The sequence below is a fragment of the Streptomyces sp. NBC_00984 genome, from assembly GCF_045162475.1.
Classification (GTDB): domain Bacteria; phylum Actinomycetota; class Actinomycetes; order Streptomycetales; family Streptomycetaceae; genus Streptomyces.
Window position 1 is genome coordinate 66,811 of record NZ_CP108734.1, and the last position, 11,951, is coordinate 78,761.

12 protein-coding genes are annotated in these 11,951 nt (G+C 69.2%); 7 read left to right on the top strand and 5 right to left on the bottom strand.

The genetic code is table 11. The features are described 5' to 3' along the window. Nucleotides 1–253: 253 nt before the first annotated feature. Complete coding sequence (locus tag OG520_RS00325) at nt 254–454, top strand: hypothetical protein (RefSeq protein WP_406016379.1); 201 nt, start codon at nt 254–256, stop codon at nt 452–454. Nucleotides 455–1,512: 1,058 nt separating this feature from the next. Here OG520_RS00325 and OG520_RS00330 read toward each other — a convergent pair. Continuing rightward, on the bottom strand, nt 1,513–2,751 hold the full coding sequence (locus tag OG520_RS00330; protein WP_406011708.1) for a CynX/NimT family MFS transporter: 1,239 nt from the start codon (nt 2,749–2,751) through the stop codon (nt 1,513–1,515). A 2-nt stretch (nt 2,752–2,753) separates the two neighbouring features. Further along, entirely contained in the window at nt 2,754–3,464 is a 711-nt protein-coding gene (locus OG520_RS00335; protein WP_406011709.1) for a FadR/GntR family transcriptional regulator, read from the bottom strand. Between the two features lie 797 nt (nt 3,465–4,261). Between OG520_RS00335 and OG520_RS00340 the strand changes: the two genes are divergently transcribed. After that, nucleotides 4,262–4,480, top strand: a complete 219-nt coding sequence (locus tag OG520_RS00340; protein ID WP_406011710.1) for a hypothetical protein — start codon at nt 4,262–4,264, stop codon at nt 4,478–4,480. 189 nt (nt 4,481–4,669) lie between these two features. Here OG520_RS00340 and OG520_RS00345 read toward each other — a convergent pair whose 3' ends face one another. Further along, entirely contained in the window at nt 4,670–5,242 is a 573-nt protein-coding gene (locus tag OG520_RS00345; protein WP_406011711.1) for a TetR/AcrR family transcriptional regulator C-terminal ligand-binding domain-containing protein, read from the bottom strand. Between the two features lie 212 nt (nt 5,243–5,454). On the opposite strand from OG520_RS00345, the gene OG520_RS00350 reads away from it, so the two are divergent. The 3 genes from OG520_RS00350 to OG520_RS00360 all read left to right on the top strand — a co-directional run bounded on the left by OG520_RS00350 (nt 5,455) and on the right by OG520_RS00360 (nt 7,341). Next, nucleotides 5,455–5,754 (top strand): hypothetical protein, encoded by a 300-nt coding sequence (locus OG520_RS00350; RefSeq protein WP_406016380.1) that lies wholly within the window; start codon nt 5,455–5,457, stop codon nt 5,752–5,754. Further along, nucleotides 5,723–6,457 carry a hypothetical protein gene (locus OG520_RS00355; protein ID WP_406016381.1) on the top strand — a complete coding sequence of 245 codons (735 nt, stop codon included), beginning with the start codon at nt 5,723–5,725 and terminating at the stop codon, nt 6,455–6,457. Before OG520_RS00350 ends, OG520_RS00355 begins: the two co-directional genes overlap by 32 nt. A gap of 83 nt (nt 6,458–6,540) precedes the next feature. Next, nucleotides 6,541–7,341: an alpha/beta fold hydrolase gene (locus OG520_RS00360; protein ID WP_406011712.1), complete on the top strand. Its 801-nt coding sequence runs from the start codon at nt 6,541–6,543 to the stop codon at nt 7,339–7,341. 105 nt (nt 7,342–7,446) lie between these two features. Here OG520_RS00360 and OG520_RS00365 read toward each other — a convergent pair whose 3' ends face one another. Then, nucleotides 7,447–8,238: a TMEM175 family protein gene (locus OG520_RS00365; protein ID WP_406011713.1), complete on the bottom strand. Its 792-nt coding sequence runs from the start codon at nt 8,236–8,238 to the stop codon at nt 7,447–7,449. Nucleotides 8,239–8,498: 260 nt separating this feature from the next. On the opposite strand from OG520_RS00365, the gene OG520_RS00370 reads away from it, so the two are divergent. Further along, complete coding sequence (locus OG520_RS00370; RefSeq protein WP_406011714.1) at nt 8,499–9,695, top strand: IS110 family transposase; 1,197 nt, start codon at nt 8,499–8,501, stop codon at nt 9,693–9,695. A gap of 8 nt (nt 9,696–9,703) precedes the next feature. Here the strand turns inward: OG520_RS00370 and OG520_RS00375 are convergent, their stop codons facing one another. After that, on the bottom strand, nt 9,704–10,228 hold the full coding sequence (locus OG520_RS00375; protein WP_406011715.1) for a DUF6790 family protein: 525 nt from the start codon (nt 10,226–10,228) through the stop codon (nt 9,704–9,706). A 265-nt stretch (nt 10,229–10,493) separates the two neighbouring features. Between OG520_RS00375 and OG520_RS00380 the strand changes: the two genes are divergently transcribed. After that, nucleotides 10,494–11,846: an IS4 family transposase gene (locus OG520_RS00380; protein ID WP_406011716.1), complete on the top strand. Its 1,353-nt coding sequence runs from the start codon at nt 10,494–10,496 to the stop codon at nt 11,844–11,846. The last annotated feature ends 105 nt before the right edge of the window (nt 11,847–11,951 follow it).

The window sequence follows — 11,951 nt, forward strand, 5'->3', positions numbered from 1 at the left end:
TCCCGTGCAGACCTGGCCCCCATCCCGATCCCGATCGCGTCGGCCCGGATGATGTCGATTCTCTGCAGGTCAGCGACATGACGTGATCGGGCGGCACCGAGTGGCCGAGGCAGGACGACCCCACCGGGAACGCCTCGCACGCCCCGGGCTCGATCGTCAACTTGCGAAGGCCGCCTGAGGCCCGTTCAGAAAAGTTTCAATGTGATATTGCATGCCGCGACAAGCGTGAGTAGTGTCCTGGTCCGCAAGGCTCATCACCGCACAACCAGGCTGGCGCGTCAGGGCCGGGAGGAGCCAGGTTCCGGGCCGGCGCTGTGCCGAACTGGTCGGTGGGCCGCTGGACGGCCTGTTGCTCGACATCACCGGCTGGACGCAGGAAGAGATCGACAGCAGTGTCACCTCGTGGGTGACGGGCTTGTTGTATCCGCTGCTGCCGATGGGGCAGCTGCACTGACCGCCTATTTCGCGGTGCGGTCGGTCCGCCGAGGACGGAGACCGGCTGAGTCAAGCGCCGGGTCATGAGCGTGATGGCGGCCCAGGTGATCAGGGCCTCGGAGCACGGGACGAGCCGCTCGTAATCCCTCACCAGGCGGCCTGTCGGCTCGGCGGTCTCGGCGCCGTCACGCATCGTCCCGTTCTGGTCCAGGGCGGGATGCCAGAGGCGGTCGGGCATGGCACGGACAGCGCGGCGGACCGGCTCGGTGATCGCGTATCCGACCGAGAAGAAGGTACGGATTCGTCGTTTCGGCACGTCGCGGACGTGGGCGAGGAAGGCTTTCGATGTCGGCCTCGAACACCCACTCCCGCCGCTGGTTCGCCGCGACACGCACTGCCTCGCAGGCGTCGATCGCGGACCGCTTCGGCCGGAATCCGTAACTCGCCTCGGTGAACTGAGCACCGACGTTCAGACACGATCCGGGACTACCCAACGGCTTCGGGCGCTCAGACCAGCGCCCGAAGCACACGGCGCACAACGCGACGTGTTGGGATGAAACAGGAGCAGCAAGGCCAAGACCGGCGTCTGGCCAATGCGGCCCCAGGACCTCGCGCGTGGCCCGCCAGGCTGTCAGGAGCGGCTCGACCAACTCCCACCGGGCATCGGACAGATCCGGCACGGCACCGACATCCTCGTTCGCACCGACAGCGCCGGATCCGCCCGGACCGGGATCTCGTGGCGGTACCTGCCGCACGACTACCCGCACTGGAACACCGTCTACGACGCCCCGCCGCTCGTTCTAGCGCTCGTCGCCGCCCCACTCTTTCCGGCGCAGATATCGGCTGAAACAACCACCAGAAGGCACTAAACGCCCTCTCGGGCCATGTTCTGATCAGATATGTCCGCAGCGGACAAGCAGCGCGGGAAGTCTTGCACCACTGACCATCGGTACCTGATCAGGAATGCCCCTCGAGGGGAACTGCACCCAATGCCGATGACCTGAGCAACCCGGCCTTGTTGCGAGCGCGTGCGGATCTGCCGTGTTCACTGCGGCGGGCCAGGGAGTCGGCGCTGGTTCAACGCTCGGAGAAGCGCACGTGGCGGTTCTGGCCCGCTCCGTGTCCGGCAGCGGCCATGGCGAGGCTGAGGACGGCCAGAACTCCGAGGGGAAGCATCCAACTGCGCGTGGTGTCGCGCAGGATGCCCAGGAGGAGCGGGCCCGCAGCGGCCACGAGGTAGCCGACGGACTGTGCCATGCCTGCCAGCGCGGCGGCCTCGCCTGAGCTTCCCGCGCGTTCGCTCTGGAAGCTCAGCGCGAGGACGAGGCACACACCGCCGCCCAGTCCCAGCAGGGTGCAGGCCGCGACGGCGGGCACGGACGGGAACACCAGCAGGGCGAAGCCGCCTGCCACGACGGCCGAGGCCCCTGCCGCAGTCCAACGCTGGTCGTGGCGGCCACGCGTGAGCAGGGGCAGGACGCTGCCGGCCGCCAGGGCGATCACCTGGTAGGTGAAGAGCATCCAGCCGGCTGCCGTGCTGGTCGTGCCGCGGTTCAGCAGAATGCTGGGCAGCCATGCCACGACGGTGTAGAAGGCCAGGGACTGCAGGCCCATGAACATGCTGATCTGCCAGGCCAGCCGTGACCGCCAGGGAGCGGGGGCGCGGGACGTGCCGGTGGCGGCCTGGGGCTTGTCGTCGCGCAGTCGGGGCAGCCAGGCGAGGAGTGCTGCGATGGTGAGGGCGGTTCCCCAGGCCAGGGCGGTGTGCCAGGAACCCGGCACGGAGTGGGAGAGCGGTGCGGAGATGCCGGAGGAGACGGCTGCCGTGAGGCCCATGACCGTCACGTACAGCGCACTAATGCCCTGGATGCGGTGTGCGGGCACGCTCCGTCTGATCAGAGCGGGCAGCAGGACGTTGCCGAACGCGATGGCAGCGGAGAGAATCACGGTCCCTGCGAACAGGCAGCTCACCGAGGGGAGCGAGCGGATCAGGGTACCGACGGCCAGCGTGCCGAGGGCGGCCACCAGCAGACGGGCGCTGCCGAAACGGTGGGAGGCCCGCGCCACCAGGGGCGACGTCGCGGCGAACGTCAGCAGCGGCAGGGTGCTCAGCAGCCCGCCCCAGCTCGACGTCAGACCGCTCCCCCGCTCTATCGCCGGCAGCAGTGTGCCGACGCCGGTAAGACTGGTGCGCAGGTTCGCCGCTACGAGGCAGATCGCGATGACCAGTCCGAGCGATACGGCGGGCCCGGTACTGCCGAGGGCCGACGCTGCGGGAGAGGATGGAGGGGATAACGGTGTTGGCTTCGGGCTCACGCTCACTGTCCTCCCTCCGAACGCGGTGCCTGGGCCTCGTGGGTACCGGTGAGCCGGACGATCGCCGCCGCTGCGTCGCGGGCGCCGTGCTCGTCCCGGTCCTCGATCGCGTCGACGAGCCGCTTGTGCAGGTCGGCATGTTCGTCGGCGACGGCCGCATCCCAGGTCAGGCCGCCCGAGGGGGAGGTGAGTGCCGTACCGAGGTAGTCGTACACCTCGACCAGGAGGTCGTTCTTGCTCGCCCTCACGACGGCCCGGTGGAACAGCGCGTCGACGCTCCCGGCCAGTGACATGTCCTCACCTGCCGCAGCCGCATCGGCGTCGGCCAGCAATTCCCTCAGCTGGTGCAGCTGGTCGTCGTCACGACGCAGGGCCGCAGCTCCCGAGGCGTACTCCTCAAGGACGGTACGCAGCTCCAGGACGTTCTCCCGCTGCGCGGAATTCGCCCGGCGCACCAGGACCGACTGCAGCTCACTCGACGAGCGGACATAGGTACCGTCCCCGACCCTGGCTTCCAGCAGTCCCAGGTGCACGAGCGCCCCGAGCGCCTCCCGCAGGGTGCTGCGACCGACCCCGAGTTCCTCGATGAGTGCCTGCTCCGGCGGGATGCGCGTTCCTACCGGCCATCCGCCCGTCTCGATGTGCGAGCGGAGGCTGTCCACGAGCTGCGCGGAGAGGCTGGCCGTCCTGCGCGGTGTATTGATCCGTTTCATGGGAGCACCGTATACAAACATCAGACATTTGAATAGCAGAGGTTTTTGGGGGCTCGTCGAAGCCGTCCGCCACGCGGGGGCGCGGCCTCCGCCGCCGGAGACCGCGCCGCGATCACATCGAGGTCGAGATCAAGGTGCCCGCGCAGCAGGCCACCTGACCCACCCGGACAAGGCCAGCGGTGGGGCCCGTTCCAGAATTCTGGAACGGGCCCCACCGTGGTTGGTTCCGTGGTTGGTTCCCGCAGAAGTCCTGGAGTGGGCCCAGGGCACAGGGGGTTGAGGCGGATGTCTGCTGGGGTCTTGTGCGTGTCTCCCCTGGCCAGGGAGACGACGTTCTCCTACCTGCGCCGGGTTGCCGCCTCGTACGGGCTTGAGGAGAAGGCGTTGCTGTCCTGCTGGAAAGGGGTTGGACAACGGCCTCGGCATGAGGGCGGGGCGTTGCGTTGGAATGCGGAGGTGCTGCTGAACGCGGCGGGCCGACGCGTGCTGGTGAGGCTGGGCAGTGCTGAGGAGGGTGCGCTGGGGCAGGCGTTGCCGTCCTGAGGGTGGGAGGACCTCAAGCTCGGTGCGCAGGAGGACGCTGTGGAGCGGGCGTTGTGGCGGGTCGGGGGTGCGGTGATGGGGCCGGTGGCGTTCGGGTGCCGGCTGTGCACGGCACGGCGTACGGGCGAGCCGGTGCGGGGGGTGCGGTATGCGGCGCAGTGGGAGCGGGTGTGTGTGCGGCACGGGCGGTGGGCGTTGGACGCGGATGCTGACCAGCCGCTGGAGTACCTGGATGTGCGGGGGTCCGGAGGTGGGTGCGGCGCAGCGGCGATGGTGGGGCGTGGCGCGGCGTGCGGGCCGGGGCGGATCCGGGTGAGGTGTTCGGGCTGGCGTATGCGGTGGTGGCCCGGTGGTGGCAGGAGGTGTACGGGTGGGAGCGGGAGAAGATCTGGCCGCGGCGCCTGCACTTGGTCGCCGGAGGTGATGCGGGGGTGGACTGGAGCGGTGGCGGGTGGTGGGACGCGACGCGGTGATCTTCCCGGAGGCTGTGGCGGTGGCGGATGCGCTGCTGGACCCGGTCATGGCGGAGCTGGCGTGGGCGGACAGCGGGGGTGAACGGCCACGGCCTCACGGAGCGGACGGGGTGTTGTGTCGCCGCGATGAGAGGGCGCGGTCCCGCGTCAACTGTGGCCCGGGGTCCGGCCTGTCCGTTCGGGCCGCCGTCAGTCCGACAGCAGGTCCGACACGAGTCCCTGTACCCATGCGGGGCCGAGGGGGACGGTGGTGAAGACGGCCCGGTAGTAGAGGGGGGCAAGCAGGGCGTCCGTGGCGCTTTCGAGGGACGGGGGCTCATGGCCGCGAGCGCGGTCGCGTGCGAGGACGGCGTCGAGGGTCTGGCTGCGTTCTGCGCCGCACACGGCGGCGCCCCGTCCTCCGCCGGTGCCGATGGTGGCCCGTACCAGCGCGAGGGTGTCGGGGTCGCCAAGGTCCTTGGCGAGGTCGGACGCGTAGCGCTCCAGGTCGCCGCGGAGGCTTCCGGTGTCGGGCACGACGAGATCACCGGAGAAGCGGCTCGACGCGACGTCGGCGAGCAGATCCCCCACGGATCCCCAACGGCGGTAGACCGTCGTGGCGTGCACACCGGCGCGAGCGGCGATCACGGGGATGGTCAGCTGGTCACCGCCCTCGTCGGCCACCAGTTCCTCGACGGCCCGGTGAACGGCTGCGCGGATGCGGGCGGAGCGACCACCAGGGCGGCTGCCGGCGTGGGGTGAGGGCGATGTCGGATCGGACATGCCGCCACTATTTCATTGATCGATGCTTTTTGATGCAGCGATCACTGCGTTTATGCTACCTTCGACTCACTAACGCAGCGATCGCTGCGCAATGTGTGCGCCTCGTTCGGGGAGTGAGTGCAGCCGTGTCCAATCCAGAGTCGACGCCGCCTGTGATGCGCCCGCTGCGCTTGCGGGATGTCACGTTCGCCAACCGCGTGTGGATGTCCCCCATGGCCCAGTACGCCGCGGGAGCGGACGGGAAACCGACCGACTGGCATCTGGTGCACTACGGGTCTCGCGCGGTCGGCGGGGTGGGACTTGTCATGGTCGAGGCCACCGCCGTGGGGCCGTCGCACCGCACCACTGCGGCGGATCTCGGCCTCTGGAGCGAGGAACAGGCCGCAGCCCATCGGCGTCTGACCTCGTTTCTCTCCGAGCGCGGCACAGTCCCGCAGTCGAGTTGCAGGCCGCGGGCCGCAAGGGGTCCCACCGACTGCCCTGGGTGGGCGCGGGGCAGAACGGCTCGGTGAGCCCCGGCGGACGGCGGCTGGGAGACCATCGGCGCATCCGCGATCCCCTTCGGCGACCTGCGCGCTCCCCCGCGAGGCGACCCGCGCCGACATCGACGAGGTGGTCGCGTCCTTCGCCCGGGCGGCCCGATTCGCCGATCTGGCGGGGTACCAGGCGGTCGAGATCCAGGGCTCGCACGGGTACTTGGTGCACGAGTTTCTCTCTCCGCTGGTCAATCGGCGTACGGACAAGTACGGCGGAAGCGCGCATAACCGGATGCGCATGCCACTGCGCGTGGTCCGGGCCGTCAGGGCGGCGTTCCCGCAGGAGAAGCCCGTCTTCTTCCGGATCACCGCCACGGACTGGATCGCCGGCGGTCTCGCCCTCGACAAGTCCACGGCGTTTGCCAAGGAGCTGGCGGCGGTGGGCATCGACCTCCTCGACGTCTCCTCCGGCCTCGTGGTGCGGGACACGGCCGCCCGACCGCCGGTGCGTCAGGGCGTCCATGTCGCGTTCGCGGACGCCTTGAAGACGGCGTCGGGACTGGCGGTCGCCCCGGCCGGGCAGATCGAGGACCTGTCACTGGCGGGCGGCCTCGTGGCGAGCGGACGGGCTGACGCGGTGATGATCGGGCGCGCGCTCCTCCGCGACCCCTACCTCCCGCTGCGCGGCCTGATCGCCGGCCCGGCCGCCTGGCCGGCCCAGTACCGCCGCGCGCTGTGAGCCGCCGTCGCACTCCGACATTGACCACCCCCAGGGAACACCCGACAGTGACCACCGCGACAGAACCGAAGGAACGATCCGCAATGACGACTGCCTTCCGGACAACCGCCCACCGTGAGATCCGGCGCGGGGACCGTACGACGATCCGGTACACGGCCAGCGGCCCGACAGGAGGGCCCGTACTGGTCCTCCTGCACGGATGGGCCTGCCACCGGGGCGACTTCGACGAGCTGACCCGTCATCTGCCAGCGGAACTCAGGGTGTTGGCGGTGGACCTGGCCGAGCACGGTGAGTCGCGGTCCACACGGGCGGTGTGGACGATGGAAGAGTTCGCGCGCGATGTGCAGACCGTACTGGAGGCCGAGTCGGTCGGCTCGGCCGTGGTGGCCGGACACTCGATGGGCGCGGCAGTCGCCGTCGAAGTCGGGCGCGCGCTGCCGGAGAAGGTCTCGCACGTGGTCGCCCTGGACGGGCTGCACTACCTGTCCCTGTTCCCCGCGCAGGAGGAGACCCGCGCGGAGAAGACACTGAGGGCGTTCCGTGAGGACTTCCCGGCGGCGGTACGGGGCCTGGTGGAGGGAGGCACACCCCCGGGCACCGACCCGGCACTGACCGAGGCGTACACGGCGAAGATGTCGGGCGCACGTCAGCCGGCGGGCCTGCGGTCCATGGAGGGCCTGGTGCACTGGGACATGGACGCGGCGCTGCGCGAGACCCGGCAGCCGATCACCGTGTTCGCGATTCGGTCCCTGACCAGCCAGAAGGCCATCGACAGGTACAACGACCGCTTCGACTTCGACCTCGTCGAGCTCGGCAGCCACCACTTCCCCGTGGAGTCGCCCAAGCGCACCGCCGGACTCCTCGCGAAGATCGTGAACCGATAGCGAGCGGCTCGGATCGATGGTGAGCCACGGCTCACGCTGTGCGGCAAGACGCAGTCCAGCCGGGCCTGGAGATCGGCGAGAAGGCCCATTGCAACGTCGTCGTCCTCAAAGATCAGCAGCCGGTGTCTGCCGGGTCAGGGTTCGGCCGGATCGGGGACGGCTCGGTCGTACGGAAGTCCGCGTGGCCGCTGCACCGTAGGCGTACACCGCTCTTGAGGTCCGGCCGGGCGATCCGGTCCGCCACCGGACGGCGCGGCCCTGGATGCGGCGGGCTACGGCGAGCACGACCGGCGCCGCGAGCCAGCACAGGTACGCGTCGGAGCTCATGGTCAGGAACGAGATGGGGACGGACGCCCCGAACACCGCGGCCAGGCAGATGCTGCGCACCAGGCTCTCGGAGAGCACCCGGGGCGGGACGTCCGTGTGGTGCAGGTGTGCGCGTCGGATCTCCCGGATGATCAGCGCGAACGACGCGGACGCCAGGACCTGCACGATCGCGTACAGGCTGAACCGGGGCGGGAAGGCGCCGTCGGCGGTGATCACCCGGGTCGCGAACGGCATCAGGACCTGCATGAACAGCCATGCCAGGGTGAGCCTGGTCAGGCGGCTGTTCAGCGAGCGGACATGTCGGAAGATCTCGTGGTGGGCGCGCCAGTGGGCGGCGATCACCGCAAAGCTGAGTGCGAAGGCCAGGTACTCCTTGCCGTGGGCCGACACCGAACGCAGCATGGCGCCGGTGGTGTCGCCGGCGGGGACGGGGAGATCCAGCGCCAGCAGGGTGAGTGCGATCGGGATCGCTGCGTCGACGAGCGCGATGAGCCGCCCGGCGGCGAGCGTTCGCGTCTCGTCGGTCTCGTCGGTCTCGTTGTCGGGTTGGTGGCTGGTGCGAGTCGTCATGGTGAGGAACAGCTCCCTGCGGCTCAGGCGGCTCTACCTTCTTGATCGGGTTGATCGAGCCATTCGTAGGGTTGGGTCACCCAGGGGTGCTGGGTGTGGCTATCAGGCGGCTGCCGTCTCGTGGCTGAACTCGCTTCGCCGCCCGGCACCCCACGACGACTCGGCCGCCGATTAGGAAGTGCGAACAAGTCGCTGCGTAGAGCAATGCCGGCGAGGTCGTCCGTGGCACGAGCTGAACGAACACTGACGTCAGGAGCGCGATGAGCCGGATATGGGCGGGGATCGACAGCGGCAAGGGCCACCATCACGGCCTGGCCCTTGACGCCGACGGCAAGACCCTGCTGTCGCGGCGGGTGGCCAACGACGAGCCCGAGTTGCTGAAGCTGATCGGCGACGTCCTGGACCTGGCCGACGGCCGCGAGGTCACCTGGGCCATCGACATGACCGGCGGAGAACCCGCGCTGCTGCTGGCCCTGCTGGTCAGCCACGGCCAGGAGGTCCTCTACATGCCCGGCCGCCTGGTCAACCGGGCCTCCGACGGCTACCGCGGCGAAGGCAAAACCGACGCCCGCGACGCCTACGTCATCGCTGACCAGGCCAGGATGCGCCGCGACCTGCGGCTCATCCGCCCCGGCGACGAAGCCGCCATCGAACTCAAACTGCTGACCGGACGCCGGGCCGATCTGGTCGAGGACCGCACCCGCTCGGTCAACCGCCTGCGCGGCACCCTGCTGAGCATGTTCCCGGCCCTGGAACGGGCTCTGGACGTGACCAACACCGGCCCGCTCAAGCTGCTGACGGGGTACCAGACCCCGGCTGCCATCCGACGGACCGGCGTCACACGGCTGACGAAGTGGCTGGCCAACCGCAAGGTCCGCAACGCGAGAACCCTCGCCGAAACAGCCGTTGAGGTCGCCGAGCGCCAGCACACCGCCATCCCGGGGGAGAAGACCATCGCCAAGCTGGTCCACACCCTGGCCGAGGAGGTGATGGACCTCAACGAGCAGATCGCCGAGATGGACAAGCTCATCGAGGGCCGGTTTCGCGAGCACGAGCTCGCCGACATAGTCCAGAGTGTCCCAGGCATCGGCGCGACCCTCGGTGCCGAGTTTCTCGCCGCCGTCGGTGGCAGCCTGGACGAGTTCGACTCCCCGGACGCTCTGGCAGCCTTCGCCGGCGTCGCTCCCGCACCGCGCGACTCGGGCAAGGTCAGCGGCAACCTCCACCGGCCGGTCGTCTATCACCGAAGGCTCCAACGGGTCTTCTACACCTCCGCGCTCGTGAGCGTTCGTTGCGACCCGAACTCCCGGAAGTTCTACGACCGCAAACGCGCCGAGGGGAAGAAGCACGTCCAAGCCGTGCTCGCCCTCGCCCGTCGGCGCGTCAACGTCATCTGGGCCCTGATCCGTGACCGACGGTGCTACGAGGTCGCACCCCCGGTGACTACAGCCGCTTGACAACAGCATTAGGAAGCGATGTCCGTGGCCGGTCGGGGTGTGGCCGCCAGGCGCCGGGACCGCACGGCCAGGATGATCATGACTGCCGGGATCAGGAGGTCGTTGACGAGGACTCCGCCGGTGTTGCCGGGGGCGTGGTCACCGTTGGCGAACCACTGGTAGAGGTGACCGGCCAGGGCTCCCCAGAGGAACATCCCGCCGCCGAGCCCGATGGTGATGCGCTCCCGCGCGGATGCCGAGGCGGCCCGGAAGCCCATGACGGCCAGCCCGAGGTTGGCGAAGGCGATCTCGAACATGAAGGGCGTCCGGTCGAAGCCGATCGCGTTGGCCATGACGTCCGGGAAGGCGAGGAACGCGACCGTCATCCACAGGCTGCCGCAGCCGAAGGCGCCGATGGCCCACCAGCGCTGCCAGGTTTCCAGCGCCTGCTGGGGCGACTGGGCGTGGCGGGTCCGCACGAAGGCCCCGACGGCCGGCACCAGGATCCAGACCAGCGGGAACGCGGACTGGGCGAGGCAGGAGAGGGTGTCCATGAATTCATTCTTAACCGGTTAATATTAACCTGTCAATGGTCGGGTGCAGTGGTAGCCGTGGATGACGGACTCGCAGACCTGCTGCACCGCGTGGTCATGCTGCTGGGCGAGGCGGCCCGGCGGCGCACCGATGACCCCGACGGCTAGACCCAACGCCGTTCAGTTAGGCGTGGAAGTCGTTCGTCAAGGCTGGTGAACGAGGCAGCGGAGCTGCTGTAGAAGAGGGATGTCACTCCAAGACATCCTCACCACAGGAGCTCCGCTGTTGGAACAGGCTGCCATAACAAGGACCGTCGGGGTAGCGGCCGGGGTGTTCGCACCGGGGCATATCGGTGAGCTGACCCGGATCGTTCCGTTCGAGATGGTCGATGAGGTGCTGGAACAGACCGGTGCGGTGCAGCGCAGGGTCCGGCTGGTGCCGGCGCGGGTCACGGTCTACCTGCTGCTGGCCGCGGCACTCTTCAACGGGCTGGGCTATCAGCAGGTTTTCGACCGGTTATGCGCCGGGCTGGCGAGCCTGGCACCAGTCCGGCCCAGTGGCAGCGCTCTTCGCCAGGCCCGCCAGCGGCTGGGGCCGGCACCGATGAAAGCCCTGTTCGACCTGGTGAGTGGGCCTGCGGCCACGACCGCTGCCGCCGGGCGATGGCGGGGTCTGAGGGTCGTGGCAGTCGACGGCACCCTTCTGCCGGTCCCGGACTGCCCGGCCAACCTTGCGGTGTTCACCCGGCAGCGGCTCGGCAACGGGATCTCGGGCTACCCGCAACTGCGTCTGGCCGCGCTGGTGGCCTGCGGGACCCGGTCGGTGATCGGGGCCGTGTTCGGTCCGGCCACGACCGGCGAACTGGAGTACGCCCGCCGCCTGGCGGTGGACCTGCGGGCTGGGATGCTGCTGCTGGGCGACCGGAACTTCGCCTCCGCCGCATTGCTGAACCAGCTGGCCGCCACCGGCGCCGATCTGCTCGTGCGCTGCAAGACGAACCGGAAGCTGCCACCGTTGGTCCGCTGCCGTGACGGCTCGACACTGACCCGGATCGGTCCACTGACCGTGCGTGTCATCGAGGCCGAGATCAGTATCCGCACCGCCCAGGGCACACGCACGGGCCATTACCGGCTGCTGACCACCCTCACCGACCCTGACACCCACCCGGCCGGTGAACTCGTCCGGCTCTACCACGAACGCTGGGAGATCGAGACCGCCTACGCGGAGCTGAAGTCCACGATGCTGGGCGGACGCGTCCTGCGGGCCCGCACCCCGGACGGCATTGAGCAGGAGGTCTGGTCCCTGCTGACCGCCTACCAGGCACTGCGGACCGCGATGACCGACGCCACCGACAGCATCCCGGGCACCGACCCCGACAGGGCCGGCTTCTTCACCGCCCTCGCCGCCGCCCGGGACCAGCTCGTCCTGGCCGCCGGCATCATCACCGGCACCGACATCGATCTCGTCGGCACCATAGGCCGTCACGTCCTGGCCCACCTCCTGCCCACCCGGCGGGTCCGCACCAAAGACCGCATCGTCAAACGAGCAATCTCCAAATACAACGCACGCGGACCCGCCATTGACCGGACCACCTACAAAGCCACCATCAGCATCAACATGCTCACGAGCAGCCCTTGACGCCCCAGGCCCCGCCCTAACTGAACGGCGTTGCTACTAGTACTCCAGCCGGACTTCTTCATTAGCGCTGGTCAACGGCTTGGGCGTGGAGAGTGTAGTGGGCTG